Below are 26,839 nucleotides of genomic sequence, written 5' to 3'. Positions count from 1 at the left end.
GATGCCGATTAACGCCCGCTTAATCGTTGGAGAACGGCATCGTTGGGGCAAAGGCTACGCGGTGAGGTGTGGCCAAACCTCCAGCACGCCGCGGTAGCACATGTCGAGAGCTACATAGAGGATGATCAGAAGGCCGACATACGCCACCCAGCGGTGCTTTTCCAGAAGCCGGGCAATGAAGTTGGCGGCGAATCCCATCAGTGCGATGGAGAGGGCCAGGCCGAATATCAGAATCGTCGGATGCTCGCGCGCCGCGCCGGCGACAGCGAGGACGTTGTCCAGCGACATCGAGACGTCAGCGATGGTAATTTGCCATACGGCTTGACGAAGCGTCTTTTCATGGCTCGCGACAGATGTGTCCATCGTGCTTGCCGACGAAAGACTCTGCATTTTCGGCTGATGATATGAGACATGCAACTCGCGCCACATCTTCCAGCATACCCACAGCAGCAGGACCCCGCCGGCGAGCAGCAGTCCGATGATCTGCAGGAGTTGAACCGTGATGGATGCAAAGCCGATGCGCAGGATCGTGGCGGCCAGGATGCCGATCAGGATCGCCTTCTTGCGCTGACCCTCGGGAAGACCTGCGGCTGCAAGCCCGATGACAATCGCATTATCCCCGGCAAGCACCAGGTCGATCATCACGACCTGGAAAAGCGCTGTCAGCGATTCTGAAGAGATTAATTCCAGCATGCGGGCCACTCCGTTGAAGTCCAATCCGACATCGCAGTTCGCTTGAACTGCCAGAGGGGCCCGGGCTTGGACGCGCAGAAAGAAACGACGCAGTCAGACTGCGCAAAATGCGTTCCCGTTATTCAGGTTGATCGGAGAGGGTGAAAAGCCTGACCATCTGGTCCGGCTCGATCAGAGCCGAGATGACAACGCCGATGAAGGTCAGGCTTCCGGCGAGGTCGAACCACATGACGCGGAATCGATCGCCCCGGCACAGCATCGCGAGCCCGGCTGTCATTGCCGCGACTGCAAAGAAGAGGGTGACGATTGCCGGCGCCAGGGCATCCAACGGCACCAGGTTCCGGATTCCCACGGTCGCGATCAGCGCCACAAGCAGGATGCCGGCAAACAGTTCCTTGCCGCGGGCCAATGGTGCCCGGGGGCTCGATCGAACAACCTGACTGCGGTCCAGGAAAACCATTTGTTCTTATTCGCGAGCTGAGATTGTGGTAGGGAACATCACCTAACCCGTAATTCAATTTAGATAGTTTAGTAATCATGAAACGAGCAAAACAGCAAGACATTTTTACTGGACGGTCGCCGGGCCAGGCTGTTCCGGAAGCCAGGCAGTTGCGTAAACTGGCTGGGGATTGGCTCAAGTTGCGCAGGGCGGATGCTGAACTGTCGCAGGCAGATCTCGCTGCACGCCTTGGCCTGAAATATTACACGTTCATCTCGCAGGTCGAGAACGGGTTCAGTCGGGTTCCAACGGAAATCATGGGGGCATGGGCCAACGAATTGGGTATTGAACAAGGCGCCTTCGCCAAGCATCTGTTAATGTACTACGAGCCGGAATTGCATCGGCTATTGTTCGGAGCGGAAAGCAAATGAGCGTAGTTGCGTTCGAGCGCAAATCGGCCACCGGAGCGTGGAGCGAAAGCGAACTCAACACCATTGTCGCAGCATTGAATGCCGCGCTCGGGCCGGCGAAGGGTCGCGAATGGGAAACCGGCGCCACCGAAAGCGGCGACGCCCAGTTCTATCTGCTGGATTCGCTGCCGGATCAGGCTTGCGAATTGTGTGTGTCGCGGATCGGCGGGCGCTACATCCTCGAAGATGGATCGGGCCGTCTCCTGTTCGAACACCGAAGCCTGCCTTTGGTCGCGCAGCATGCCAGGGCGGCCGTCAGTTCCCGGAGCTGGTCGCTGGTCGCACGTCTGGTGCTGTTGTCGTTTACTGTTCGGCACACGATCCAGGAAAAGGTCGAACCACTGCTGATCGAGGGTGAGGAATTGCTCGTCCATGTGGCGCCGCAGCTTGCCATTTTCGCCTGATCGTCCACGCCAACCTTGAAAGTATCTATGCCGACCAAGACCGCGCTTTCCCGTGCCAAGACATCCCGTAAAACAGGGCCGAGCAGGGGAGCCACCACGAAGGCGAATCGCAAGGCATCCGGCAGGCCGTCAACGCCAGGACTTCCGGAATGGAATCTGGCCGATCTCTATGCCGGGATCGACGCGCCGGAAGTCACCCGCGACCTGCAAAGGATGGATGCCGAGTGCGTCGCGTTCGAGGCGGACTACAAGGGCAAGCTCGCGGAACGAACCGCCGGCGAAGGCGGCGGCGTATGGCTCGCCGAGGCGGTCAGGCGCTACGAGACGATCGACGATGTCGCCGGGCGTCTTGGATCCTATGCCGGGCTGGTTCACGCCGGTGACAGCGTCGATCCCGCGATCACCAAATTCTACGGCGACGTCTCGGAGCGGCTGACCAATGCGTCGGTGCATCTGTTGTTCTTCGCGCTCGAACTCAATCGCGTCGACGATGCGGTGATCGAACGCGCGATGGCCGTGCCGGAACTGGCGCATTATCGCCCGTGGCTCGAGGATCTGCGCAAGGAAAAGCCGTATCAGCTGGAGGATCGCCTCGAGCAGCTGTTTCATGAAAAATCCCAGACAGGTTACGGCGCCTTCAACCGGCTGTTCGACCAGACCATCTCAGGCCTGCGCTTCAAGGTCGCGGGCAAGGACCTCGCGATCGAGCCGACGCTGACCCTGCTGCAGGACCGCGCGCCCGAAAAGCGCATGGCGGCAGGGCAGGCGCTGGCGAAAACCTTCAAGGCCAATGAGCGAACCTTCGCGCTGATCACCAACACGCTCGCCAAGGACAAGGAGATTTCCGACCGCTGGCGCGGCTTTGCCGATGTCGCGGATTCGCGTCACCTGAACAACCGCGTCGAGCGCGAGGTGGTCGATGCGCTGGTGGGATCGGTGCGCGCAGCCTATCCGAAACTGTCGCATCGCTATTATCGGCTCAAGGCCGGCTGGTTCAAAAAGAAGAAACTCGCGCATTGGGACCGCAATGCGCCGCTGCCGTTTGCCGCAACCGGTACGATCGCCTGGCCCGAGGCGAGGCAGATGGTGCTGTCGGCCTACCGCGGCTTCTCGCCGGAAATGGCCGACATCGCCGAGCGTTTTTTCACCGATCGCTGGATCGATGCGCCGGTGCGGCCCGGCAAGGCGCCGGGCGCCTTCTCGCATCCGACCACGCCGTCGGCGCACCCTTACGTGCTGATGAACTACCAGGGCAAGCCGCGCGACGTGATGACGCTTGCCCATGAACTCGGCCATGGCGTGCATCAGGTGCTGGCGGCAAAAAATGGAGCGCTGATGGCGCCGACGCCGCTGACCCTGGCCGAGACCGCCAGCGTGTTCGGCGAGATGCTGACCTTCAAGCGGTTGCTGGCCCAAACCAGGAGCGCCAAACAGCGGCAGGCGCTGCTCGCCGGCAAGGTCGAGGATATGATCAACACCGTGGTGCGGCAGATCGCGTTCTATTCGTTCGAGCGCGCCATCCACACCGAGCGGAAGAACGGCGAATTGACCGCGGAGCGGATCGGCGAAATCTGGCTCAGCGTGCAGGGCGAGAGCCTCGGACCCGCGATCGACATCCGCCCCGGCTACGAGAATTTCTGGATGTACATCCCGCATTTCATCCATTCGCCGTTCTACGTTTACGCCTATGCGTTCGGCGACTGCCTGGTGAACTCGCTCTATGCGGTCTACGAGAACGCCGCTGACGGATTCGCCGAGCGCTATCTGGCGATGCTCGCCGCCGGCGGCACCAGGCATTATTCCGAACTGCTGAAGCCGTTCGGGCTTGATGCCAAAGACCCGAAATTCTGGGACGGCGGGCTGTCGGTGATCTCGGGCATGATCGACGAACTGGAAGCGATGGGCTGACGAGGTCGCTCATGATCGATACGCCGACACGCCGCGCGGTACTGGGGGCCGGTGTCTTCGCGGCCGGTTCATGGCTTGCGATCGATCGCAGCGCCGCTCAGGCTCCGCTTCCCGCCACGCCGGCCTGCCACGAGGGCGATGAAGCCACTTTGCGGCAGACCGAGGGGCCGTTCTTCAAGCCCTCCTCGCCCGAGCGGATCGAACTGCTTGAAACCGGCATGGCGGGGCAGCCCATCGAACTGGTCGGTTTTGTCCTTTCCCGCGCCTGTAAACCCCACGCTGGAGCCTTGCTGGATTTCTGGCAGGCCGACGACAAGGGCCGCTATGACAATTCCGGTTTTCGCCTGCGTGGCCATCAGTTTACCGACGCGGAAGGGCGCTATCGTCTGCGCAGCATCGTGCCCGGCGTCTATGTCGGCCGTACCCGCCATATCCATGTGAAGGTACAGCCATCAGGCGGCCGCGTGCTGACCACCCAGCTCTATTTCCCCGGCGAGTCCCAAAACCGTTCCGACGGCCTTTTTCGCAAGGAGTTGCTGGTGCGCACCGCCAAGAACGCCGGATGGCTCGCCGGGCGGTTCGACTTCGTGGTCGAGTAGGATTCCCCGATCATCGATTCCGGGCGGCGAATGGCTGGATCGGTCAATTGCCGCGGCCCACCGTCCGCCCGAGCGTGTCAGGCCCTGCCGCGGGTTCGTTGACGTCGACGAATCCCAGCATCGCGCCGAGGCGTTCCGTTGCCGGCTGGTCGAAGCCGACCGGTCCTTCGAATTCCCCGGGATTGCGGAAGCTGCCGAACAGCATGTCCCAGACGGGGAGATCGCCGTAATTGTAGGCGTGCACGTCGCGCGCGTGATGGATGCAATGCGCCTCCGGCCGCTGGATGAGGTATCCGAGCCATCGCGGGGTACGGATGTTCATGTGCTGGAAGTAGCCGTAGAACGCCGCGATGTAACCGGTCAGCGCCGCCGCCACCGGATCGAGGCCGAGGACCAGGGTGGTCGTCACCGTTCCGATCAGCAGGAATACCACCGTCTCCAGCGGATGAAACAGCGCCGCGCCCGATATGTCGACCCGCTGCGGGCTGTGGTGGATCTGATGAAACAGCCGCCACATCAGCGGGAAGGTATGCGCGCTGCGGTGCCAGCCGTAGCTTGCGAGCGAAACGACGGCGTAGCCGAGCACGGCGCCGCCGATCACGCCGAGGCTCTCCAGGTTCATCAGCCGATGCGCTGCCAGCCAATGTTCCGGGATCACCAGCGGCGTCAGCGTGGCGAGCAGCCCCTGTACCGTCAGGAAACAGAAACCCTTGAGGCGCCAGTACGGAATCGGGGGAAACGCACGCGCCGGGAACAGGGTTTCGATCCCGAGCATGGCCAGATAGGTCAACGGTACCAATAGGCCGAAAACATCGATGGCTGACATTGAAGGTTTCCTCTTGCCTTACAGTGTAAGTCTTGCTGTCCGAATACAGCCTTTCAGTGTAAGGTTGCAAGCGGCTAGAGGTGAGGGATGATCACAAAGGCGAAATCTCGCCCGGAGCGGGCCAAAGCCCGCGACTGGCATCAGGCACGGTCGGGAGTGGCACTGTCGCGCGAGCGGATTGCCGCGGCGGCGCTGGCGCTGGTCGATCGCGAGGGGCTGGCCGGCTTGAGCACGCGCCGGCTCGGTGAAGAACTCGGCTGCGAGGCCATGAGCATCTATTACCATTTTCCGAGCAAGGCGCACCTGATGGACGCGGTGGTCGATCTGATGCTCACTGAGGCCGGGGTCGCGATGGCCGAGGAGTGGGGCTGGCTCGAACGGTTGCGCCGGGCGGCGCACGGTTTTCGGGCGATGGCGCTAAAACATCCGAAATTTTTTCCGTTCTTCGCGGTGCACCGTCTCAACACCCTTGCAGGCGTTGGATATATCGACAGCATCATCGGCATTTTGCGCGATGCCGGGTTCTCCGACCGCGACGCCGCCCGGTATTTTCGCGAGATCGGCTACTACCTGACCGGCGCGGCGCTGGACGAGACCGCCGGCTACGCCAACGGGCCGTCGGCCGCGGAACCGGTATCGGACGAGACCATCGCCACCGATTTCCCGAACCTTGCGGCGGCGGCCCCGTACTTTCATCCGGAGCAGTTTGAGGCGACGTTCGAGACTGGTCTGGAGATCCTGTTGGAAGGGATCAGGCGGGCGCATGAAGCGGAAAGGTAGAATTAAGCCGGGAAGCCACGCGTTTCCGCCGTAAAACATTTGTTAAACAGTCGCCCAAATTATGTTATACAATTGTATAACATAACTTCGGCGGTCGGAATGACGACGATATCGCTCGATCTGATGAACGACCTTGGCGGCCATTGTGCCGAACGAAAAGGACGATTTCCCGATGAAAATCGAAATCAAGAAGATCGGCAATTCCGACGGCTTGCTCTTGCCGCGCGAGTTGATGCAGCGACTCGACCTCAAACGGGGCCAGGAACTGCACATTACTGAACTGGCCGGAGGCGGGTTTCAGGCCATGCCGTACGATCCCGATTTCGAGAAGACCATGGAGATCGCCGACCAGATCATGGACAAGTACAAGGACACGCTCGCGGCGCTTGCCAAATAGCGGCAGCCTCACATGAGCGAGCCGAAAGAGCCGCTTTGGATCACTTGCGAGCAGGCCATCGCAATCCATAGCCGTCAGCTACGTCGATTCGGCGGAGCGCCCGGCTTGTGCGACGAAGGTATGCTGCGATCCGCGCTCGAAAGTCCGGTCAATAAATGGCGTTACGAACAGCCCGACATGGCTGAGCTTGCCGCAGCCTATGCATTCGGGCTGGCGAAAAACCATGCCTTTGTCGATGGCAACAAGCGCATCGCCTTCATGGCCATGATGGGCTTTCTGCTCAAGAATGGCGTTGCGTTCAGCCCAGAGCGCGCGCAGTCGACATCCATCATCCTCTTCCTCGCCGCCGGCGAGGTCAGTGAGGAGAGCCTGACCCGCTGGATCAGGGACAACTGGCCGGCCGGGGCCGGCAAGTAAGGGCGGCCGCGGGTGCACAAAACGCCCGCCGCCGTTGCCCTTCCGGATGGTTTGCGGTAATTCCCACGCCAGAGTCGACACCTGACTGGGGATACCGATGGCAGAACATAACGAAGTGGCCTACACGACCGCTGACGGCAACGATTATCCGGCCCATGAGCAGACCTATGAGGGCTTCATCATGCTGGTGAAATACGGCTCCGCTGCCGTTATTTTCATCGTTGCCATGATGGGGATTTTCCTGACCTGATCGCTGCCCGATCGCCGCCATCCGGCGGCGGTTGAATAAATTGCCCGTCTTCCGGTCGCAAAACCGGGTATCCATTCCCACGCAATAAGCGCTAGTTTGCTTGCGCGCGCGCTGCTCGCGCCGCCGGAGGCCCCATGAAGATTGCCGTTGCCAAGGAAATCGATCCGTCCGAGCCCCGGGTTGCCGCTTCGCCCGACACGGTAAAAAAATTCAAGGCTTTGGGCGTCGATATCGCGATCGAGCCCGGCGCCGGCATCAAGTCCGGCCTGCCGGATTCCGAATTTACCGCGGCCGGCGCCACCGTCAGCGCGGACGCGCTCAAGGACGCCGACATCGTCATCAAGGTGAAGCGGCCCGAGGCGTCGGAGCTGGCCAGCTACAAGCGCGGTGCGCTGGTGATCGCCATCATGGATCCCTACGGCAATGACGCGGCGCTGAAGGCGATGGCGGATGCCGGCGTCGCGGCATTCGCGATGGAATTGATGCCGCGCATCACCCGCGCCCAGTCGATGGACGTGCTGTCCAGCCAGGCCAATCTCGCCGGCTATCGCGCCGTGATCGAGGGGGCGGAGGCCTTCGGCCGCGCCTTTCCGATGATGATGACCGCGGCAGGCACCATTCCGGCCGCCAAGGTGTTCGTGATGGGCGTCGGCGTCGCCGGCCTGCAGGCGATCGCGACGGCGCGGCGGCTGGGCGCCGTCGTCACCGCCACCGACGTGCGTCCCGCCACCAAGGAGCAGGTCGAAAGCCTCGGCGCCAAGTTTCTTGCAGTCGAGGACGAAGAGTTCAAGAACGCCCAGACCGCCGGCGGCTATGCCAAGGAAATGTCGAAAGAATATCAGGCCAAGCAGGCCGCGCTCACCGCCGAGCACGTCAAGAAGCAGGACATCGTCATTACCACGGCGTTGATCCCGGGCCGCCCGGCGCCAAAACTCATCAGCGCCGAGATGGTGAAGTCGATGAAGCCGGGTTCGGTGCTGGTTGATCTCGCCGTCGAGCGTGGCGGCAATGTCGAGGGTGCGAAAGCCGGCGAAGTCGCCGACGTCGATGGCGTCAAGATCGTCGGCTACACCAATGTCGCGGGCCGCGTCGCGGCCTCGGCGTCGAGCCTCTATGCGCGCAATTTGTACAACTTCATCGAAACGCTGGTCGACAAGGCCAGCAAGGCACTCGCGGTGAACTGGGACGACGAACTGGTCAAAGCCACGGCATTGACAAAAGACGGCGCCGTCATTCATCCGAATTTTCAGCCGAAAGCTTGAGGAGAGCCGCCATGGATCATATCGCGCAGGCCGTCGATCCCTTCGTGTTCCGGCTTTCGATTTTCGTGCTCGCCGTGTTCGTCGGCTATTTCGTGGTGTGGTCGGTGACCCCAGCCCTGCATACGCCGCTGATGTCGGTGACCAACGCGATCTCGTCGGTGATCGTGGTCGGCGCGCTGCTCGCGGTCGGCGTTCCCATGATCTCAAGCGGCAGCGGCTGGGCGCGGGGCTTCGGTTTCGTCGCGCTGATCTTTGCCTGTGTGAATATCTTCGGCGGCTTCCTTGTCACCCAGCGCATGCTGGCGATGTACAAGAAGAAGGCCAAGTGAAATGACGAGCGAGCGGCGTGCACCTCGGGGTGACGATGACAAAGGGGACCTGAGATGAACGCCAATCTGGCTGCAGTACTGTATCTCGTGGCGGGTGTGCTGTTCATCCTGTCACTGCGAGGGCTGTCCAGTCCCGCCACATCCCGCCAGGGCAATTTCTTCGGCATGATCGGCATGGCGATCGCGATCGCCACCACGATAGCAAGCCACCCGCCGGCGGACGGCCTCGCCTGGGTGCTGGTGATCCTGGGCGTCGCCATCGGCGGCGGCATTGGCGCGGTGATCGCGCGCCGGGTGCCGATGACATCGATGCCGGAACTGGTTGCCGCGTTCCACTCGCTGGTCGGCATGGCCGCGGTGCTGGTCGCCGCCGGTGCGTTCTATGCGCCGGAAGCCTTCGACATCGGCAAGCCCGGCCAGATCCACGCCGCCAGCCTGATCGAAATGTCGCTCGGCGTCGCCATCGGCGCGCTGACCTTCACCGGTTCGGTGATCGCGTTCCTGAAATTGTCCGGCCGCATGAGCGGCGCGCCGATCATCCTGCCGGCCCGTCACATCATCAACATCGTGCTCGCGGTGGCGCTGGTATTCTTCGTCGTCGGCCTCGTGATGTCGGGCAGCGCGCTCGACTTCTGGCTCATCACCATCATCGCGCTGGTGCTGGGTGCCCTGCTGATCATTCCGATCGGCGGCGCCGACATGCCGGTCGTGATCTCGATGCTGAATTCCTATTCCGGCTGGGCCGCCGCCGGCATCGGCTTCACGCTCGGCAACTCGGCGCTGATCATCACCGGCGCGCTGGTCGGATCCTCCGGCGCGATCCTGTCCTGCATCATGTGCCACGCGATGAACCGTTCCTTCATCTCGGTCATTCTCGGCGGCTTCGGCGGCGAGACCGCGGCGGCAGGCGCGGGCGGCGGCGAAGTGCGCCCCGTGAAACTGGGCTCGGCCGACGATGCCGCCTTCATCATGAAGAATGCGCAGAAGGTCATCATCGTGCCCGGCTACGGCATGGCGGTGGCGCAGGCGCAGCATGCGCTGCGCGAAATGGCCGACCAGCTCAAGAAGGAAGGCGTCGAGGTCAAATACGCCATCCATCCGGTGGCGGGCCGCATGCCCGGCCACATGAACGTGCTGCTGGCCGAAGCCAACGTGCCCTATGACGAGGTGTTCGAGCTCGAGGACATCAATTCCGAATTCGCCCAGGCCGACGTCGCCTTCGTGATCGGCGCCAACGACGTCACCAACCCGGCGGCCGAGGACGACAAGACCTCGCCGATCTACGGCATGCCGGTGCTGCAGGTCTGGAAGGCCGGCACCGTGATGTTCATCAAGCGATCGCTGGCGTCAGGCTATGCCGGCATCGACAATCCGCTGTTCTACCGCGACAACACCATGATGCTGCTCGGCGACGCCAAGAAGATGACCGAGAACATCGTCAAGGGGATGTAAGCCGGTTACGGGAAATCATGACCGTCCTGAAATGGCTCCTGATCGTCGTTTCGGTCGGTTATCTCGGCGGCCTTGCCGTTCTGTTCCTGGCGCAGCGGTTCTTTCTGTTTCCGGTTCCGCAAACCGAGCGCACGGCGCCGGCCGCTGCCGGCTTTGCGGCCGTCGAGGAACATCTGCTGAGCACGGAGGATGGCGAGAAGGTCATCGTCTGGCACCTTGCGGCCAGGCCGGGACACCCCGTCATTCTCTATTTTCACGGCAATGGCGATTTCCTCGCCGGCTTGTTCGGTCGCTTTCGCGAACTGATCGCTGGCGGCACCGGCGTCGTGGCGCTGTCCTATCGCGGCTATGCGGGATCGAGCGGACACCCGAGCGAGCAGGGGCTGCTGCGGGATGCCGCAGCGGCCTATGCCTTCACCTCGGCGCGATACAGCGCGGACAAAATCATGGTCTGGGGCTTTTCGCTCGGCAGCGGCGTGGCGGTGGCGCTGGCGGCGGAACAGCCGGTCGGCAGAGTGATCCTGGAAGCGCCTTACGCATCGATTGCCGAGGTTGCCGCGTCGGCGTTTCCGATTTTCCCGGTCCGCCTCGTGATGCGGGATCCGTTTCACTCCGACCAGCGCATTGCCAGGGTGAAAGCACCGCTGCTGTTCATGCACGGCGCCCGCGATGGAACGATTCCGATTGTCTTTGGCGAGCGTCTGTTCGCGCTGGCGCCGGAACCGAAACAGTTCGTCCGGTTCCCCGAAGGCGGCCATAACGATCTCGACGCCTATGGTGCGACGGCAACGGTGCGGCAATTCATCGGGGCCGCGAGCGGGCGATAGATGCTAGGGTCGGAATGCATCGCGGTTTCGCAGGTTCTTGGGATTCTTGGGGATGACGGTATGAGCGCGCACGGTCCGATGCCGCGATCGGCATGGATTTTTCCTGCCCTTGCGGTTTTGCTGTTCGCCGGCGCCACCGCGCTGGGCTTTACGTTTACGCCTTCGGCCGCCGGGCTGGTTTTCGCGGTTGTCCTCCTGGTCATCCTGTTCGGCACGGTGTTCGCGGCCGTGCATCATGCGGAAATGATCGCCGAACGAATCGGCGAACCCTATGGTACGCTGCTGCTGACGCTGGCGGTCACCATCATCGAGGTCGCGCTGATCGCCACCATCATGCTCGGCGAGAAGGAAGTTCCAACGCTGGCGCGCGATACCGTGTTCGCGGTGGTAATGATCGTCTGCAACGGACTGGTCGGCATCTGCATCTTCATCGGCGGGCTGCGTTACCGCGAGCAGGATTTTCAGGTCACCGGCGCCAATCTGTATCTCAGCGTGCTGTTCGTGATGGCGACCATCACGCTGATCATGCCCAACCATACGATGACCACCTCGGGACCGATCTATTCGGCCGGCCAGCTCGGTTTTGTCAGTGTCGTCACCCTCATTCTCTACGGTGTGTTCCTCTATACCCAGACCATCCGGCATCGCGATTACTTCGTCAGCGCAGCTGCCGAGGCCGCGGAGAGCGGGACACACGCTTCGAACCGGATACTGGGCCTGAGCGTCGTGCTGCTTCTGGTCTCGCTGCTGGCGGTGGTGCTGCTGGCGAAGAAATTCTCGCTCGTGGTCGATGTCGTCAGCGTGCGGATCGGCGCGCCGCCGGCGTTTGCGGGCGTGCTGGTGGCGTTCCTGATCCTGCTGCCGGAAGGGGTCGCCGCGATCGGCGCGGCCCGCAAGAACGATCTGCAGAAGAGCATCAACCTCGCGCTCGGCTCGTCGCTGGCGACCATCGGGCTGACGGTGCCGACCGTTGCGGTGGCGGCCTGGGCGCTGGACAAGCAACTGGTGCTAGGGCTGAATGCGCAGGGCATGGTGCTCTTGTTGCTGACCTTCATCCTGAGCATGCTCACCTTCGGCACCGGCCGCACCAACATCCTGTTCGGTCTGGTGCACATGGTGGTGTTTGCCGTGTTCGTGTTCCTGGTATTCGTGCCGTGAAGCTGCTGGTTCTGACGCTCACTGCCGCGTTGCTTGTCGTCTTCCCGCAAGCCGCCGACGCGGCCACGCTCGATGGCGCGGCCATGACGTGGCCGTTTGCGCTGCCTTTCGCCGGCCTGCTGCTGTCGATCGCGCTCGGGCCGCTGTTGTTTCCGAAGCTGTGGCACGCCCATTACGGCAAGATCGCCGCGGCATGGTCTGCGGCGACGCTGGCGTCGATCGCGTGGTTTGCAGGCGGTCAGGTGATGTTCGCGACCCTCGCGCATGCGGTGCTGGGCGAGTATCTGAGTTTCATCGTGCTGCTGTTCGCTCTCTACACCGTCGCAGGCGGCATTCTCGTCAGCGGCGATATCAGGGGGACGCCCTGGAACAACGCGGCGATCCTCGCCCTCGGGACGGCGATGGCGAGCATCGTCGGCACCACGGGCGCGGCCATGATCCTGATCCGGCCGCTGATCCGCGCCAATGTTTCGCGCCGCCACAACGTTCACGTCATGGTTTTCTTCATCATTCTCGTCGCCAATGTCGGCGGCGCATTGAGCCCGCTGGGCGATCCGCCGCTCTTCATCGGCTTTCTCAACGGCGTTGATTTCTTCTGGACGACGAGGAATCTGTGGGTCCAGACCGCCATCGTTGCGGTACTGCTGCTGGCGATCTTCGTCGTGCTCGACTTTTGGCGCTTTCGAAGTGAGCCGATCGACCGTCGCGTCGAACCACCGCAGCCGCTTCGGGTTCGCGGGCTCGTCAACGTCGTGCTGATAGCCGCCATCATCGGCTGCATTCTGGTGTCGGCAAACTGGCGGCCGGGTCTGGGGGTGGATGTTTTCGGCACCAGGCTGGAACTGCAGAATCTGGTGCGCGACGGGCTGCTGGTCGTGATCGCATTGCTGTCGTTGTGGTGGACCCGGGACGAGCATCGCGAGGCGAATGGGTTCAGTTGGGAACCCATCAGGGAAGTCGCCAAGCTGTTCGCGGGCATCTTCATCGTCATTATTCCGGTACTGGCCGTGCTCGATGCCGGCCCGAAGGGCTTCTTCGCATGGCTCCTGTCGGCGGTGACGGCGCGAGACGGGACGCCGCATGAGGTCGCCTATTTCTGGTACACCGGGCTGATGTCGGCGTTCCTCGACAATGCGCCGACCTATCTGTTGTTCTTCAAGCTCGCTGGCGGCGATGCGCGCGAGTTGATGGGCGCGCTTTCGGGAACCCTGGCGGCGATCTCGATGGGCGCCGTCTATATGGGCGCGCTGACCTATATCGGGAACGCGCCGAACTTCATGGTCGCGGCGATCGCGGTTCAAAGCGGGATCAGGATGCCGAGCTTCTTCGGTTACCTGCTGCGGGCGGCCGCTATCCTGGTGCCGTTTTTCCTGCTGCTGACCTTTCTGCCGGTTGCCCCTGTTCTCAGGCTGCAGTGAGTGCGCTATGGATGTTTGAAAGCTTGTCCGCAGCGAGCTGGAGAGACCGATAATGCTCAGCGCCCAATCAGACGTTCAGGTCGATACACCAGAAGTCCGGGTCACCGAGTGGCGGCTGCCGCCGGGCAGCGCCACCGGCCATCACACCCACGGGATGGACTATGTCATCGTTCCCGTAACCTCGGGCGAAATGACCATCGTGGCGCCCAACGGGGAGCGCTCCAAGGCGCAACTCGCGACAGGAAAATCCTATTTCCGCAAGGCCGGCGTCGAGCATGACGTGCTTAACGAGTCATCCAGCGAAATCGTGTTCCTGGAAGTCGAGCTGAAGCCCTGAGCCCGCCGCCGGGTGGCTTCACGATCGGCCGCCGGCTGACGCTGCCGTGAACGGATTGTCACGCAGGATCAGCCGATTGCCACCGATCTGTCGCAGTTGATCCCTCAATGCGCCTCAAAGTTCCCGCATCAATCAGCTGCGGGGAGTTCCGGTATGCTGAAAAAGTATCTTGCGAAATTTGCGGTGGACATCTTGCCGTCGGTGGCAGCAACCGTCATCGGGGCCTACATCGTCAATCATTACATCGTCAGCAAGCCCGGCCCGAGCGCCCCGGTCGCATCGGCGGTTTCGACCGTCGATCCGAAGGCTGCGCCCGAAGTTGCCAAAACCGACATCAAGGCGGATGCCAGGACAACCGAAAAGTCAGCCGACAAGACAGCCGACACATCCGTCGAAATCGGCAACGCCCGCGGCCCGGGCGTAAAGGCGAAGGGGATCTCGGAACGGGCGATCCTCGAGAAGGCCGCCGCCGAAAAGGCCCAGGAGAAGCACGAAAAGTCCGGAGAGAACGTCGCCGACAAGCCGGCGGAGACCGCTTCGATTCCAGCCGAGACACGGCGGCACCAGCTTGCGCCGCGTGAAAGGACTGCCGCCAGGACCGTTCCGGCGCCTGCGCCGGTGGTGGCATCGACGCCTGCCCAGCCTGCGCCGGCCGAGGCCGCCAGCGCACTGGAAGAGCGTCGCGACGCCAATGATCTGGCCCGCGCGGCGATTGACCGCCTGCGCGGTTCCAACGATGGGTCGCCGCGACCGCAGGAAGTCGCCCGCACCCCGGACGCGGCCCGTGTCCCGGAGGTCGCTCGCATCCCGGATACCCCCCGTGTCGTGTTGGCGCCTGCGGTCCGGCCGCTGCCGCCGCCGATCATGGTCTCGACGCCTGTCCACGAGTCCGTCGATTCGACGACGGGATATCAGGAGTTGAAGCCGCCTTATGCCGCGGCGTCCCGGAACGACGGTCCCCGCCGGCCGACGCCGCCGGCCGACATCCCGTCGCCCCCGCTCGACCTGCGGGCCGAGGCGTCGGAAACGGTGGGGCGGGTCGAGGGTTCGGGGCCGCTAGCGCGGGCCCGCAGCACGGCCGAGGACGTGCTGTCGGCGGCCAAATCGGTGTTTCATGTCGTATTGCCGAAATAGCCCAAAGCCCGTTGCGGCCAGCTAACCGCCGAGGCGCGCCAGGCCGCTGCGCGCGGCGTCGTCCTTGGGACGGATGGCGATGGCACGGCCATAGGAGGCCTTGGCCTTGTCCTTGTCGCCGAGGCGTTCATAGGCCTGTCCCCGCGTCGTCCATGCCAGTGCGTTTTGCGGGTCGGCCTGCACCGCCTCGTCGAGATCGGTGGCGGCTTCCTTGAACTTGTCCATCGCGAGATAGCTGATGGCGCGCGCCAGTAACGGTTCCGCGCGCTGCGGCGTCAGGCCATTGGCGGAAGTGAAGTCGTCGACCGCGAGTTGGTGCTGTCTTTCGCGCTGATAGAGCAGGCCACGGTTGTACAGCGCCTCGGCATGGTGCGGATCGATGGTGATCGCCTTGTCGAACTCGGCCAGCGCCTCCTCGGTTTTTCCGGACTTTGCCAGCGCCTGGGCGCGTGTGGCGTGACCGTGCGCATCGCCCGCGACGGCCGGCACCGCTGGCTCCGCCTTCGGGGCGGCCTCCTTCTCGGGCGCTGACGACCATGATCCGAGGTCAAAAGAGCAGCCGCCGAGCCCGAGCGCGAGCAATGCGACCGGGGCCGATATGCGAGCGCCGAGACGCCAGTATCCGGGAAATGGGGGAAGTACCGGAAAGACCATTGTTGCAAATATCCGCGCGGCCAACGCGGTATTGGTAGCCCGGCGTAGCGCAAAATGCATGGTCAAAACAAAAATGCGGGCCGAAAGGCCCGCGTTTTCGGCTCAAAATCTGTGCGACGAGTCAGCGCGGTCCGCGCGGACCGGCACCCGGGCCGCCACGGCCGCCGGCGCCACCGCGTTCCGCGCCGGGACCGGCGCCGAACACCGGCTTCGGCTTCATCGGCAGCAGGCCTTCGCGCTGCAGCTTCTTGCGGGCGAGCTTGCGCGCGCGGCGCACGGCTTCGGCCTTTTCGCGGGCCTTCTTCTCGGAGGGCTTTTCGTAATGGCCGCGGAGCTTCATCTCGCGGAAAATACCCTCGCGCTGCATCTTCTTCTTCAGCGCCTTGAGGGCTTGATCGACATTGTTATCGCGAACGAGAACCTGCACGCGGCATCCTCTTTCAATTGATCGGATTTGAATTCTGGTAAAGCGAGGGGCTGGCGAAAGGCCAAGCCCTTAGCCCTGAGCGCGCGGATGTACCAGACAAAGCCGGCAATGTCCACCTGCGGGGAAGGGGATTAATACCGAAAATGGCCCGAATCGCCCCTGATAAAGCGCCTCAACATCGGCTCCCAGCCTTCATTGCCCCTTAACGCGCCCTGCCCAGGTTCTAGCCTAACAGGAGGAAGGAGGTCATGAATTCAAAGAAATATGCCGCCGAGGCGATCGGGACGTTCTGGCTGACTTTCGCAGGTTGCGGCAGCGCGGTGATCGCCGCGGCGTTTCCGCAGGTCGGCATTGGTCTGGTCGGCGTATCGCTGGCGTTCGGGCTGAGTGTCGTGACCATGGCCTATGCCATCGGCCACATATCCGGCTGTCATCTCAATCCCGCTGTCACCGTGGGCCTCGCCGCCGGCGGTCGTTTTCCGGCCGGACAGGTCTTGCCCTATGTGATCGCGCAGGTGGTCGGCGCGGTTGCCGCCGCGGCGCTGCTGTATGTGATCGCGAGCGGCGCCCCCGGTTTCGACGTAGCCAAGGGTTTCGCCTCCAATGGCTATGGCGCGCATTCGCCGGGCCAATACAGCCTCGTCGCGTGCTTCATCATGGAAGTGGTGATGACGATGATGTTTCTGTTCATCATCATGGGTGCCACCCATGGCAAGGCGCCCGCGGGCTTCGCGCCGCTGGCCATTGGCCTCGCGCTGGTGATGATCCATCTGGTCAGCATTCCCGTCACCAATACGTCGGTCAATCCGGCGCGGAGCACCGGACCGGCGCTGTTCGTCGGCGGCTGGGCAATGGCGCAGCTCTGGCTGTTCTGGCTGGCGCCTCTGATCGGCGGCGTGCTGGGCGGCGTGATCTATCGCTGGATCAGCGACGAGCCGGCCGGCGTCGTCGAGGGACGCAAGCCGGCCTAATTCGGCAGGCGGCTATTTTTCGCGCGGAAATACCTGCGTGACGTGGCCCATCTTGCGGCCCGGTCGCGCCGGACCCTTGCCGTAGAGATGCACGGTGGCGCCGGGCACGGTCAACCACTGCTCGTAGTCGTTGATATCGTCGCCGATCAGGTTGGTCATGGTGACCGGGCCGTGACGGACCGGCTTGCCGAGCGGCCAGCCGGCAATGGCGCGGATATGCTGCTCGAACTGCGAGATCGACGCGCCGTCGAGCGTCCAGTGCCCGGAATTGTGCACCCGCGGCGCAATCTCGTTGACCAGCACCCTGGGCCCGCCTTCTCCCTGCACCACGAACATCTCGACCGCGAGCACGCCGACATAATCCAGCGCGCTGGCGATGGTCTCGGCGATGCCGCGCGCCTGTGCCGCCAGCGCTTCCGGAATATCGGCCGGCGCCCGCGAGATTTTCAGGATGTGGTCGCGATGCTCGTTCTCGGTGACGTCGAAGCATTCGACCTGGCCGTCGGCCGAGCGGGCGGCGATCACCGAGATCTCGCGCTCGAACGGAATGAACGCCTCGAGGATCGCCGATCGGGTGGCAAGGTCCTCCCATACCTGTGCGATGTCGTCACCTTCGCGGATGATCGCCTGGCCCTTGCCGTCATAGCCGAAACGCCGGGTCTTTATCACCGCGGGCAAGCCAATGCGCGCGATCGCGGCGCGCAGCATCTCGACCGAGGATACGTCGGCGTAGTCGGCAATGCCGATGCCGAGCTTCCTGACAAAATCCTTTTCGATCAGCCGGTCCTGCGTGGTTTCCAGGATTTTCTGCGTGGGCAATACCGGCCGCCGGGCCGCCAGCACCATCGCGGTGGCGGCCGGCACGTTCTCGAATTCGTAGGTGATGACGCCGACGTCGTTGGCGAACAGCTCCAGCGCCTCGACATCGGCATATTCCGCACAGGTGGCGTTCAGCACGACGTCGAAGGCCGGCGAATCCGGGTCGGGCGAAAAAATCTGGCAGCGCAGCCCGAGTCGCGCCGCCGCCATCGCCAGCATCCGGCCCAATTGTCCGCCGCCGAGAATTCCGATGGTGTCGCCGGGCTTCAGCTTCACCCGATGGGAGGCCGTCACGCAGAACCCTCCGGGCGCTCGGCTACCGCCTCGGACTGCGCCTTGCGCCAGGCGGCCAGTCTGGCCGACAGGTCGGGGTCGTTCAGCGCCAGCACGCTGGCGGCGAGCAGGGCGGCATTGATGGCGCCGGGCTTGCCGATCGCCAGCGTCCCGACCGGAACACCCGCCGGCATCTGGACGATGGAATAGAGCGAATCGACCCCGGACAACGCCTTGGATTCGACGGGAACGCCGAACACCGGAAGTTCCGTCAGTGACGCGGCCATGCCCGGCAGGTGGGCCGCGCCACCGGCGCCGGCGATAATGATCCTGAATCCGGCCGCCTTGGCGCCCCTGGCAAAGGCGAACAACCGGTCCGGAGTGCGGTGCGCCGAGATGATGCGCTTTTCGCAGGGTATCCCGAGCGCGGCCAGGGTGTCGGCGGCATGGCGCATGGTGTCCCAGTCCGACTGGCTTCCCATGATAATGGCGACGGGGGCGGTCATAAGGTCAATTCTTTTCGGGAATCCAAAAGCATAGGCCGGATTATAGGGGCGGCCCCAAGGTTTGGCCAATTGGGTCTGGCCAAGGTCTGGCCATGCCATGGCAAGGGATCTGGAATGGACTATCCTGTCTTGGTGAATTCCGGCAAGCCTTGATCAGGGATGCCCCATGAAAAAGAAGACCAGGACAACCGCTCCAGTTCCAGTGAAACGCCGCAAAACCCCTGCGGCGACGCGCAAGGCCGCGCCCAAGGCAGCGCCCAAGGCAGCGCCCAAGCGCGCCAGGCCGGCGAAGGCGCTGGCGGCCGCGCCGCCGGATGACGCCAGGCGGGCCGTTCGCCGGCTCAGGGCCCAGCTGGCCAAGGCGCAGGCGCGGATCGAGGAACTGCAGGCTTCCGCTGATATCGACTTCCTGCTGGATATTCCCAACCGGCGCGGCTTCGAGCGCGAGCTCCACCGCGCGATCGCCTATATCAAGCGTTATCATGCCAGCGGCGCGCTGATCGTGCTCGACGTCGATCGCCTGAAGCCGATCAACGACGCCTTCGGACATGCCGCGGGCGATCAGGTGCTCAAGGCGATCGTGGCAGTGCTGCTGCGCCAGATTCGCTCGTCCGACATGGTCGGGCGGCTCGGCGGTGACGAGTTCGCGCTGCTGCTGTGGAACCTGAGCGAAACCGACGCCAAGGCCAAGGCGGCGGCGCTGGAGCAAGCCATCGACCAGCTGACATTCACCTTTCGCGGCCGCAGCGTCACCGCGGGCGCTTCCGCCGGCGTCGCGATCCTCGGCCCTCATGCCGAGGCCGGCCGCGCGCTGGAAGCGGCCGACAGCGCGATGTATGTGCGCAAGGCGCAACGGCGGCACGAGACGTAAGGGCCGTTTTCCGGCCTGCTGACGCCGCCGCTGGACGAGAGCCGGCGGTTTCTAGAAGCTGGGCGGTCTGTCCAACCGCCGAGCAGGATCATGGCCATCAAACCCAGCCCCTTCACGCTTCGTATCCCGGACGCCGATATTGCCGACCTCCGCGACCGTCTCGCCCGCACCCGTTTCCCGGACCAGGCGCCCGGAGACGCATGGGCCTATGGCACCGATGTCGCCTATCTCCGGCAACTCACCGAATACTGGCGCGACACGTTCGACTGGCGGGCCGAGGAAGCCGCGCTGAACGCCTTTCCGCAATTCCGCGTCCCGCTCGACGGCATCGATCTCCACTTTTTGCATGTGCCCGGCGTCGGGCCGGATCCGATGCCGCTGCTCCTGCTGCACGGCTGGCCGGGGTCGGTATTCGAATTTCTCAATATCATCCCGCGGCTCACCGATCCGGCACGCTTCGGGGGCGATGCGCGCGACGCCTTCACCGTGGTGGCGCCGTCGCTGCCCGGATACGGCCTCTCGTTTCAACCCGGCCAGAAGCGGTTCGGCGTCCCCGAAATGGCGGATTGCGTCGCCGCCCTCATGCGCGATGTGCTGGGATATGGCCGCTTCGGCGCGCAAGGGGGCGACTGGGGTGCGGCGGTCACCAGCCGGCTCGGCTATGCCTATGCCGACCGGATGATCGGCATCCACATCAACCTGATGATGGCCGCGGGCCGCGATCCCTCCGCCTTTCCCAATCCGAACGAGGAGGAACGGCGTTACCTCAGCGAACTCGCACAATGGATGCGCGAAGAGACCGGCTATCAGTCGATTCAGGGCACCCGTCCGCAGACGCTTGCGTTCGGTCTCACGGATTCGCCCGCCGGGCTCGCGGCGTGGATCGTGGAGAAATTCCGCGCCTGGTCCGATTGCGATGGCGATGTCGAGCGTGCGATCGGCCGCGACCGCATGCTCGCCGACATCGCGCTGTACTGGTTCACCGGCGCGATCGGCTCGTCGTTCTGGCCCTATTACGCCCGCCTGCACGGCTCGCCGATCTTTCCCGCGGGTGCCACGATTTCGGTGCCCACGGGCTATGCGGAATTCCCGCGCGAAATCGTCAGGCCGCCGCGCACGGCCGCGGCGCGCGTGTTCACCGATATCCGGCGCTGGAGCATCATGCCGAGGGGCGGACATTTCGCCGCACTGGAACAGCCGGAGCTGCTCGCCGATGAGGTGCGCGCCTTCTTCCGGGATCTGCGATGATGCCAGGGAGATATTGAGCAGATGCTGACCGGGCTTTTCACAGCCCGCTCAGATCATCCGGCACGCTGCCGAATTTTCGCAGCAGCTGGGCGTCGCTGAATTCGCCGATCAGGGGATCGCCGGTGCGGCTGAACGCGACCGCGCCGATCGAGCCCGCGGCCCTCGACAACACCTCCGCGCGCCGCAGCGCGCCGGAGGAACTCTGGCATTCCTCCGCCGCACCCGCGACCGGCGAACCGGTGTCGTCCTGCAGGAATGGCATTGCGACGTAATAGGTGACATCGGCCATGGTGTTGCTCCAAGTCTTACTCGGGGTCTTGCTCGCTCGGTCAGGCGGCGTCGCTGTTGGAGGCCGGCGTACAGCCGCATGACACCGCCGCCTGCAGTTCCTGCAATTCGGTTTCCAGATATTCGTTGGCCATGATCAGCGCCTTGATCGTGCTGCGCAGGTTTCCGTCGCACATCGCGATCGCCTGGTCGCAGGCCTGTTCGTAATGATCGATGTCGGGCAGTGAAGCGGTTTCGGACATGGCGTGGCTCCCGGAAATGGTGAGGGCAATGGTCGAATGTTCCTATTTTGTTCTAGTGGAGTCAACCGGAATTATATACTTTACACCACACGGCACATGATTTAGTTTTCGGGCATCAGAACGGAATGACGCCATGCCCGCCGCCAAGAACCCCCAGCAGTCCAAGTTCAGCGCTCCCCACTTCCAGAGCGTCGAAGCTGCCCGGACCTACCTTGAAGCCCTGCGCTGGGGAGCCGATCGCGTTTGCCCGCATTGCGGCACTGTCAACGAGTCCTTTGCTACCAAGAAGCCGGGCGTCTACCGCTGCCGCACCAAGGAATGCCGCAAGGACTTCAGCGTCACCACCAAGAGCGTCATGGAAAGCAGCCACATCAAGCTGAACGTGTGGCTTCAGGCATTCTTCCTGATGGCTTCGTCAAAGAAGGGCGTTAGCTCCCATCAGTTGCACAGGGCCTTGGGCATTACCTACAAGTCCGCATGGTTTCTGACCCATCGTATCCGCGAGGCGATGCGCGCTGGCGGCCTTATGCCTCCCATGGGCAGTGGCGGCGGCGCGGTCGAAGTTGACGAAACGTATTATGGCTTTCTTGAAGGCCAGCCCAAGAAGGGCGAGCGCGGCTTGTCGAACAAAAATATCGTCCTTACCCTGGTCGAGCGCGGAGGCTCTGCCCGTAGCTTCCATATCGAAGGCACTTCAATTGCCGATATCGCACCGATCTTGCGTGCCAACTTGAGCCGCGAGGCCAAGCTGATGACCGACGAATACCACTCTTACAAAGAGGTCGGGCGTGAGTTTGCGAGCCACGACACTGTCAACCACAGCAAGGACGAATACGTCCGCTATTGGAATGAGGTAACTGACAAGCTGCGCCCCGATGGCAAGCCGGTTGTCGAAACCACCGTCATCACGACCAATACGGTTGAAGGCTACTATTCGGTGTTCAAGCGCGGCATGAAGGGCGTCTATCAGCATTGCAGCGAGAAGCACCTGCACCGCTATCTCTCGGAATTCGACTTCCGTTATTCAAACCGTTCCGCGCTCGGTGTGACCGATGGTGAACGGGCAGACCTTGCCGTCAAAGGCGCGGCTGGCAAGCGTCTGACGTATCGTCAAGCTAACTGAGCGGGATTTCAGCCGATGGCTGCGTCGTTTACTTAGTCGTCCGTGAAGAACGCGGCTTTCAGGCTGGGGCGGACCGAAGGGTTGCCATGAGGGCGACGAGAATCCGGCACAACAAAAGCCTGAGCCATCGGATCAGGCGACGGAAGTTATAGCCGACTGCTGCGAGAACGGCGTTGGCGGCATCGCCCCGACGGTACCAGAGATAGTTTCTGCTCATGCGATGCTCGGCCTTCAGATGGCCGATCACGGGCTCGACGGCGGCCCGACGGCGTAGCTGGCGTTTGATCTTGGGTGTGACGCCTCGTTTCTGGCCGGAGATGAAGACCCTGAACTTGTGGTCCGGTGGCGCATTGTGGCCGCGATACCCCTTGTCGGCGAGGATACGATCGAGAGTGTTGCCGACCAGCGCCTCCATCTCCGGGATCACGGTTGCCAGGGTGTGACCGTCATAGGGGTTGCCCGGCAGCGCCTTCACATGGGTGACGAACTGGCCGCCCTTGGCGTGGCTGAGGGTGGTGGCGACCGAGACCTTGACGCCGAACTCGTAAGGCCGGTGGGCTTTGCCCTTGCCGATGCATTCGACTTCCGGAGCGTGCAGGGAATAGACCTTGGGTCCGCGCTGGCGCTGCTGCTGTTCGCGCACGCGCCGCGCCAGCATCAGCAGCGGCGCGAACGCCGCTTCGAGCCCGCTGTCGCCCTCGATCTTGCGGGTAATGTCGCGAATGACACGGCCGAGCAAGGTCCGCAGCTTCTTCAGTATCCGGTTGGCGCGCTTGAACTGCTTGGCATGGGCAAAGCGCTGATGCTGGATAAGGGCGAACTTGCCGACCCGCGTATAGGACTGGCGCAGAGCAACTCCGTGGTGCTTCGCCAGCCGCACCAGTTTCTCTCGCGCCCGGTTCAGCAGCCTGGCATCGGTGGGGAACATCACGTTCTTGGGCTGCACCGTGGTATCGACGATCACCCGTGACAGCTCGGACGGCTTGATCGCCTTGGTCCTGGCGGCCACCGACAGGCTTTCCTGGAGCAGCGCCTGCAACCGCTCCTCGCCCATCCGGTTGCGCCAGCGCGTCAGCGACGAGCGATCGAACACCAGCCGGTGTTGGAAGAACTCTTCGCCACAAAAGTACTGGTAATAGGGGTTCTCGACCCAGCGCTCGCACAGCACCTCATCGGACAGGTCATAGGTGTGCTTGAGGATCGCCAGCCCCGCCATCAGACGCGTCGGCAGCGGCGGATGGCCGGGATCATCGGTGTAGACCTCGCCGAAGCGCTCTTCCAGGAACGGCCAATCCACCGTCCGAGCCAGCTTCGCCAGCGGATGGTTCATGTCGATGATCTGATCGAGCCGGGAGCGAAACAGATCCTGCTCGCCCGTCTCCCGTCGTTCACGTGGCCTCATCTCGTCCCCCGCCGAAGCAGTGATACGACAGAGAATCACGAATCAATTTTGCAAGGAATCCCCTTTCGAAAGGCCGATTTCCGGCAAATTCGATTTCCACAGATCGTCGGTTTAGGATTCCAAATCAACGGCTTGGGTATTCTTCACGGACGACTACTTAGCAAGGGAAAACGCGAAAAAACCCGGGAAAAGTCCGTGTCGTAGAATACTATTCTACAACACGCCCCCATTTTCCCATATTGGGTCATGGCCGACAATTGAACTTTTGGAATTTTCATCTATTATAAAGTACTTAGAGCCATCGTGGCTCACTCTATTCTAAGGAAAAGCAGCGTGCCCCCAATCGTAATCCGCGCTGATTTTGACGTTGAGGCCAGCGTCTGGGTTGCCCAGAGCGACGAAATCCCTCTCGTCACTGAGGCCGAGAGCATCTCTGACCTATTCAGCAAGCTTCCAAGCGTAATTCAGGACGTATTGGATGCTAATGGAGACGCGCGCGCCGGTTCGGTGGTTCCTTACGAGCTCATCACGCAATCGACCGCTGAGCCGCAGGCGAGGGTCGCTTGACGTCTCCCAAGAGACAGCCCGAATCTCACAATGAGGAAGAGGCGCAGCGACGTTTTTTGGTGGCCTTAAAGGCCGCCCTGAGCATATCGCCAAAGCCGCTTAAAGAAAAACCTAAGCTACGCAAACGCCAGAAAAAGTCAGTAAAGGCTTAAAACGCCTTTGGCAGTCCTGCTTGCTTCATAATGCCATTGGCCGTGTGGCGAGACTTGATTTTTGAGTCCACGGGGAAGCTCCTATTCGAAATCGGGCTTTTCCACATTTCATGATCGCCGTTGCCCTGGCGAACGAACCAGCAGCCGTTTTCCTTCAGTATTCTCTTAACTTCGGGCGTAAAATCGGCCATGATTCTTGCAATAATTACAGGAGTTTAGTAATATACGTATGGCGCGTCGCCGGGTACCAGCCGACGACGCGCCACGTTTCATGCCTCAACTACGTTGTTGCATGGTATCCTCCCTCCGGGGCTTTCCGTGACTGCCCCGGTTCTAGACGACGGCCCTTGCAAGCCATCATACCCGGCTATCCGGGAGACCCCCTGCATCAGTGCCACGGCCTGAATGCAGGAAGGATTGAGACGGCGGGCCTAGCCCGCCGTTTGCATTAGAGCACGAACCATTTGCCGTGACGCGCGACGATCAGCTTGCGCTCTTTCAGGCGGTGTATGTTGGTTCGGATCGAATTCTCTGGCGCTGAATGACCGCCGTCCTGAAGCGCCTGAATAATTTCAGCGGGCGTGAGGCCCGGCTTAGCTTCCAGCGCCCGCACTATAAAATAGGGCGTGGTACCCACGGTTAGCTTCGATTTAGTACCGCTGGCTGCTGTCCCGCCCACTAGTTTAAGGGGCGCAGCGGGGCCTATAACGTCCTGCACTTCACCGGGTGCCAGATCGCCAACTGCTTTCGATACAGCGTTCATCGCATCGCGCCAGCCGTCAGCATATGCTGAACGCCTGATCTTGTCGGCGAGCTCTGTGAACGCAGCCATGGGGTCTGTGTTGTCATTCATGGCCGACCGTATAACAGGCCGGGCGAGAGTCTGCAAACAATTAGATACGTATCAACTAGATACGCCCACCTATGGAGGCTGTGGTCTCAAGTATATAGTCCCGGGAGTCAACAGACCAGACGGCGCCGGTTGCCGATTTCCACCGCGAACCGCGGAGCGCCGCATGGGCGTCGTCGCAACGGCAGAAAAAGGGTGGGGCGGGAACGAAAACAATATCCGGCGCTTAATGCCTATTCGCGGGGAGTGGAAGCATGGGTCTTGTCGAGTCGAAGAGGCCCGTGGTGCTGATCGTCGAGGACGAGTTTCTGTTGCGAATGGAGGCGGCCGACATGGTCAGGGCCGCCGGGTTCGAGGCGGTCGAAGCCGCCAATGCCGACCAGGCAATTGAAATTCTCGAAGCCCGCCGGGACATCACGGTCGTGTTTACGGATATCCAGATGCCGGGCTCGATGGACGGCCTGAAGCTGGCCCGCGCGGTCCGGGGCCGCTGGCCGCCGATCAAGATTGTCGCCACCTCCGGCCGGCTCCATGTCGGGGAAACCGATCTGCCGGATGGCGGCCGGTTCCTGCCCAAGCCATACAGTCCGACTCAGATCAATGGTCTGCTGCGGGAGTTGATTTGCGACAGCTGAACTTGATCAGGCGATGATGTCAGGCGTGATCTGGTCTTCGATGAACGCGATGCGGTCGCGCAGTTGCAGCTTGCGCTTCTTCAGCCGCTGTAGCCGCAACAAATCCGGGGCGGGCGACTGATGCAATGCGTCGATCGCCGCGTCGAGATCGCGGTGTTCCTGCTGTAGCCGTGCGAGCTCGGATTCGAGTTCGCGCTCATCTTCGTCGGTCATGGTGTACGTTAGCTGAAAAACGCGATGAGGTCGCGAAGGGTTGTGGAAGCCGCCTCAGGGAATATCGGCCCTGTCGGTCCCGTGCGCAAGCGGGCGGTTCCCTACTCACGATTGGTTACACATAGCACCGAAATATGAGCAACCGATTTTTGATTTCCATCGACAGATTCGCCGGCTCGTGTACACTTTGTGGTCCGGATCGAATCTGAGGTTTAATTCCACCGAGGAGGTTTCGTATGGCAATTCAGGCGCATCTCGTTGAACTAGAACGGAAACACAAAGTTCTTGAAAACGAATTGCATGAAGCTCTCGTGCACCTTTCAACGGACGACCTGCGAATTGTTGAACTGAAGCGCCGGAAATTGATGGTCAAGGACGAGATCGAGCGGTTGAGGCATACCGCAGGCGAGACGCTGCACTAGCGCCGTACCGCCAACTTTTCAGCCGCCCTCCGGGGATGAGCGTCATTGCGCTCATCTCCAAGTTGCTCTCGCGCTA

General features: G+C 62.3%; 36 protein-coding genes. 23 read left to right on the top strand and 13 right to left on the bottom strand.

Annotated elements, in window-relative coordinates; translation table 11 throughout:
- Positions 1-54: 54 nt before the first annotated feature.
- Together Q7U29_RS06285 and Q7U29_RS06280 are read right to left on the bottom strand one after the other, a co-directional pair.
- Positions 55-693, bottom strand: coding sequence for a TerC family protein (locus Q7U29_RS06285; protein WP_304739588.1), 639 nt, complete (start codon positions 691-693; stop codon positions 55-57).
- 118 nt (positions 694-811) lie between these two features.
- On the bottom strand, positions 812-1,153 hold the full coding sequence (locus Q7U29_RS06280; RefSeq protein WP_304739586.1) for a hypothetical protein: 342 nt from the start codon (positions 1,151-1,153) through the stop codon (positions 812-814).
- Between the two features lie 77 nt (positions 1,154-1,230).
- Here Q7U29_RS06280 and Q7U29_RS06275 point away from each other — a divergent pair, with 77 nt between their 5' ends.
- From Q7U29_RS06275 to Q7U29_RS06260, 4 genes are read left to right on the top strand one after another with little or no spacing between them, the layout of a single operon-like run.
- A complete protein-coding gene (locus Q7U29_RS06275) occupies positions 1,231-1,563 on the top strand; it encodes a helix-turn-helix domain-containing protein (RefSeq protein WP_304739584.1) in 333 nt (110 codons plus the stop codon).
- The gene (locus Q7U29_RS06270) at positions 1,560-2,006 is read left to right on the top strand and encodes a hypothetical protein (protein WP_304739582.1); all 447 of its coding nucleotides are present in this window, start codon (positions 1,560-1,562) and stop codon (positions 2,004-2,006) included. Before Q7U29_RS06275 ends, Q7U29_RS06270 begins: the two co-directional genes overlap by 4 nt.
- A 27-nt stretch (positions 2,007-2,033) precedes the next feature.
- Positions 2,034-3,914 (top strand): M3 family oligoendopeptidase, encoded by a 1,881-nt coding sequence (locus Q7U29_RS06265; RefSeq protein WP_304739580.1) that lies wholly within the window; start codon positions 2,034-2,036, stop codon positions 3,912-3,914.
- Positions 3,915-3,925: 11 nt separating this feature from the next.
- A complete protein-coding gene (locus tag Q7U29_RS06260) occupies positions 3,926-4,513 on the top strand; it encodes an intradiol ring-cleavage dioxygenase (protein ID WP_304739578.1) in 588 nt (195 codons plus the stop codon).
- Between the two features lie 43 nt (positions 4,514-4,556).
- Here Q7U29_RS06260 and Q7U29_RS06255 read toward each other — a convergent pair whose 3' ends face one another.
- Complete coding sequence (locus tag Q7U29_RS06255; protein ID WP_304739577.1) at positions 4,557-5,339, bottom strand: sterol desaturase family protein; 783 nt, start codon at positions 5,337-5,339, stop codon at positions 4,557-4,559.
- A gap of 87 nt (positions 5,340-5,426) precedes the next feature.
- On the opposite strand from Q7U29_RS06255, the gene Q7U29_RS06250 reads away from it, so the two are divergent.
- From Q7U29_RS06250 to Q7U29_RS06195, 12 genes are all read left to right on the top strand, one after another.
- Positions 5,427-6,119 (top strand): TetR/AcrR family transcriptional regulator, encoded by a 693-nt coding sequence (locus tag Q7U29_RS06250; RefSeq protein ID WP_304739575.1) that lies wholly within the window; start codon positions 5,427-5,429, stop codon positions 6,117-6,119.
- Between the two features lie 172 nt (positions 6,120-6,291).
- Positions 6,292-6,516: an AbrB family transcriptional regulator gene (locus Q7U29_RS06245; RefSeq protein ID WP_215605024.1), complete on the top strand. Its 225-nt coding sequence runs from the start codon at positions 6,292-6,294 to the stop codon at positions 6,514-6,516.
- A gap of 12 nt (positions 6,517-6,528) precedes the next feature.
- A complete protein-coding gene (locus Q7U29_RS06240; protein ID WP_304739574.1) occupies positions 6,529-6,933 on the top strand; it encodes a type II toxin-antitoxin system death-on-curing family toxin in 405 nt (134 codons plus the stop codon).
- 97 nt (positions 6,934-7,030) lie between these two features.
- Entirely contained in the window at positions 7,031-7,183 is a 153-nt protein-coding gene (locus Q7U29_RS06235; protein ID WP_304739572.1) for an aa3-type cytochrome c oxidase subunit IV, read from the top strand.
- Between the two features lie 134 nt (positions 7,184-7,317).
- Positions 7,318-8,445 (top strand): Re/Si-specific NAD(P)(+) transhydrogenase subunit alpha, encoded by a 1,128-nt coding sequence (locus tag Q7U29_RS06230; RefSeq protein ID WP_304739570.1) that lies wholly within the window; start codon positions 7,318-7,320, stop codon positions 8,443-8,445.
- 11 nt (positions 8,446-8,456) lie between these two features.
- On the top strand, positions 8,457-8,774 hold the full coding sequence (locus Q7U29_RS06225) for a proton-translocating transhydrogenase family protein (protein ID WP_304739568.1): 318 nt from the start codon (positions 8,457-8,459) through the stop codon (positions 8,772-8,774).
- A 54-nt stretch (positions 8,775-8,828) separates the two neighbouring features.
- Complete coding sequence (locus Q7U29_RS06220; RefSeq protein ID WP_304739566.1) at positions 8,829-10,226, top strand: NAD(P)(+) transhydrogenase (Re/Si-specific) subunit beta; 1,398 nt, start codon at positions 8,829-8,831, stop codon at positions 10,224-10,226.
- A gap of 17 nt (positions 10,227-10,243) precedes the next feature.
- Entirely contained in the window at positions 10,244-11,053 is an 810-nt protein-coding gene (locus tag Q7U29_RS06215; protein ID WP_304739564.1) for an alpha/beta hydrolase, read from the top strand.
- 60 nt (positions 11,054-11,113) lie between these two features.
- Entirely contained in the window at positions 11,114-12,211 is a 1,098-nt protein-coding gene (locus tag Q7U29_RS06210; protein ID WP_304739562.1) for a calcium:proton antiporter, read from the top strand.
- A gap of 83 nt (positions 12,212-12,294) precedes the next feature.
- Positions 12,295-13,629 carry a sodium:proton antiporter gene (locus tag Q7U29_RS06205; RefSeq protein WP_370691705.1) on the top strand — a complete coding sequence of 445 codons (1,335 nt, stop codon included), beginning with the start codon at positions 12,295-12,297 and terminating at the stop codon, positions 13,627-13,629.
- A 52-nt stretch (positions 13,630-13,681) separates the two neighbouring features.
- On the top strand, positions 13,682-13,966 hold the full coding sequence (locus Q7U29_RS06200; RefSeq protein WP_304739558.1) for a cupin domain-containing protein: 285 nt from the start codon (positions 13,682-13,684) through the stop codon (positions 13,964-13,966).
- Between the two features lie 153 nt (positions 13,967-14,119).
- Positions 14,120-15,100, top strand: a complete 981-nt coding sequence (locus tag Q7U29_RS06195; RefSeq protein ID WP_370691702.1) for a hypothetical protein — start codon at positions 14,120-14,122, stop codon at positions 15,098-15,100.
- A gap of 21 nt (positions 15,101-15,121) precedes the next feature.
- Here Q7U29_RS06195 and Q7U29_RS06190 read toward each other — a convergent pair whose 3' ends face one another.
- Both Q7U29_RS06190 and rpsU read right to left on the bottom strand, forming a co-directional pair.
- Complete coding sequence (locus tag Q7U29_RS06190; RefSeq protein WP_304739556.1) at positions 15,122-15,589, bottom strand: tetratricopeptide repeat protein; 468 nt, start codon at positions 15,587-15,589, stop codon at positions 15,122-15,124.
- A gap of 286 nt (positions 15,590-15,875) precedes the next feature.
- Positions 15,876-16,181, bottom strand: coding sequence for a 30S ribosomal protein S21 (gene rpsU, locus Q7U29_RS06185; RefSeq protein WP_079564913.1), 306 nt, complete (start codon positions 16,179-16,181; stop codon positions 15,876-15,878).
- A gap of 248 nt (positions 16,182-16,429) precedes the next feature.
- On the opposite strand from rpsU, the gene aqpZ reads away from it, so the two are divergent.
- Positions 16,430-17,152 (top strand): aquaporin Z, encoded by a 723-nt coding sequence (aqpZ, locus tag Q7U29_RS06180; RefSeq protein ID WP_304739554.1) that lies wholly within the window; start codon positions 16,430-16,432, stop codon positions 17,150-17,152.
- 12 nt (positions 17,153-17,164) lie between these two features.
- Here aqpZ and Q7U29_RS06175 read toward each other — a convergent pair whose 3' ends face one another.
- Together Q7U29_RS06175 and purE are read right to left on the bottom strand one after the other, a co-directional pair.
- Positions 17,165-18,265, bottom strand: coding sequence for a 5-(carboxyamino)imidazole ribonucleotide synthase (locus tag Q7U29_RS06175; RefSeq protein WP_304739552.1), 1,101 nt, complete (start codon positions 18,263-18,265; stop codon positions 17,165-17,167).
- Entirely contained in the window at positions 18,262-18,750 is a 489-nt protein-coding gene (gene purE, locus Q7U29_RS06170; RefSeq protein ID WP_304739550.1) for a 5-(carboxyamino)imidazole ribonucleotide mutase, read from the bottom strand. Before purE ends, Q7U29_RS06175 begins: the two co-directional genes overlap by 4 nt.
- A 166-nt stretch (positions 18,751-18,916) precedes the next feature.
- On the opposite strand from purE, the gene Q7U29_RS06165 reads away from it, so the two are divergent.
- Both Q7U29_RS06165 and Q7U29_RS06160 read left to right on the top strand, forming a co-directional pair.
- Positions 18,917-19,621 (top strand): GGDEF domain-containing protein, encoded by a 705-nt coding sequence (locus Q7U29_RS06165; protein ID WP_304739548.1) that lies wholly within the window; start codon positions 18,917-18,919, stop codon positions 19,619-19,621.
- 90 nt (positions 19,622-19,711) lie between these two features.
- Positions 19,712-20,869 carry an epoxide hydrolase family protein gene (locus tag Q7U29_RS06160; protein ID WP_304739546.1) on the top strand — a complete coding sequence of 386 codons (1,158 nt, stop codon included), beginning with the start codon at positions 19,712-19,714 and terminating at the stop codon, positions 20,867-20,869.
- Between the two features lie 37 nt (positions 20,870-20,906).
- Here the strand turns inward: Q7U29_RS06160 and Q7U29_RS06155 are convergent, their stop codons facing one another.
- The gene (locus Q7U29_RS06155) at positions 20,907-21,158 is read right to left on the bottom strand and encodes a hypothetical protein (RefSeq protein ID WP_304739544.1); all 252 of its coding nucleotides are present in this window, start codon (positions 21,156-21,158) and stop codon (positions 20,907-20,909) included.
- Between the two features lie 40 nt (positions 21,159-21,198).
- Positions 21,199-21,399, bottom strand: coding sequence for a hypothetical protein (locus Q7U29_RS06150; RefSeq protein ID WP_304739542.1), 201 nt, complete (start codon positions 21,397-21,399; stop codon positions 21,199-21,201).
- 133 nt (positions 21,400-21,532) lie between these two features.
- On the opposite strand from Q7U29_RS06150, the gene Q7U29_RS06145 reads away from it, so the two are divergent.
- On the top strand, positions 21,533-22,522 hold the full coding sequence (locus Q7U29_RS06145; RefSeq protein ID WP_304739540.1) for an IS1595 family transposase: 990 nt from the start codon (positions 21,533-21,535) through the stop codon (positions 22,520-22,522).
- A gap of 58 nt (positions 22,523-22,580) precedes the next feature.
- On the opposite strand, the gene Q7U29_RS06140 is transcribed toward Q7U29_RS06145, so the two are convergent.
- Complete coding sequence (locus Q7U29_RS06140; protein WP_304739538.1) at positions 22,581-23,924, bottom strand: IS5 family transposase; 1,344 nt, start codon at positions 23,922-23,924, stop codon at positions 22,581-22,583.
- 303 nt (positions 23,925-24,227) lie between these two features.
- Between Q7U29_RS06140 and Q7U29_RS06135 the strand changes: the two genes are divergently transcribed.
- On the top strand, positions 24,228-24,491 hold the full coding sequence (locus Q7U29_RS06135; RefSeq protein ID WP_370691701.1) for a DUF1902 domain-containing protein: 264 nt from the start codon (positions 24,228-24,230) through the stop codon (positions 24,489-24,491).
- 148 nt (positions 24,492-24,639) lie between these two features.
- Here Q7U29_RS06135 and Q7U29_RS06130 read toward each other — a convergent pair whose 3' ends face one another.
- Positions 24,640-24,834: a type II toxin-antitoxin system HicA family toxin gene (locus Q7U29_RS06130; RefSeq protein ID WP_304739534.1), complete on the bottom strand. Its 195-nt coding sequence runs from the start codon at positions 24,832-24,834 to the stop codon at positions 24,640-24,642.
- Positions 24,835-25,091: 257 nt separating this feature from the next.
- Complete coding sequence (locus tag Q7U29_RS06125) at positions 25,092-25,496, bottom strand: hypothetical protein (RefSeq protein WP_304739532.1); 405 nt, start codon at positions 25,494-25,496, stop codon at positions 25,092-25,094.
- A gap of 251 nt (positions 25,497-25,747) precedes the next feature.
- On the opposite strand from Q7U29_RS06125, the gene Q7U29_RS06120 reads away from it, so the two are divergent.
- Positions 25,748-26,128: a response regulator gene (locus tag Q7U29_RS06120; RefSeq protein ID WP_304739531.1), complete on the top strand. Its 381-nt coding sequence runs from the start codon at positions 25,748-25,750 to the stop codon at positions 26,126-26,128.
- Between the two features lie 6 nt (positions 26,129-26,134).
- On the opposite strand, the gene Q7U29_RS06115 is transcribed toward Q7U29_RS06120, so the two are convergent.
- Entirely contained in the window at positions 26,135-26,341 is a 207-nt protein-coding gene (locus Q7U29_RS06115; RefSeq protein WP_291562571.1) for a YdcH family protein, read from the bottom strand.
- A gap of 236 nt (positions 26,342-26,577) precedes the next feature.
- On the opposite strand from Q7U29_RS06115, the gene Q7U29_RS06110 reads away from it, so the two are divergent.
- Entirely contained in the window at positions 26,578-26,763 is a 186-nt protein-coding gene (locus Q7U29_RS06110) for a YdcH family protein (RefSeq protein WP_304739529.1), read from the top strand.
- The last annotated feature ends 76 nt before the right edge of the window (positions 26,764-26,839 follow it).

This window comes from Bradyrhizobium sp. (assembly GCF_030654605.1).
Classification (GTDB): Bacteria; Pseudomonadota; Alphaproteobacteria; order Rhizobiales; family Xanthobacteraceae; genus Bradyrhizobium.
The sequence above is the reverse complement of the archived record's forward strand: the minus strand, read 5'-3'. Positions and strand labels throughout refer to the sequence as shown.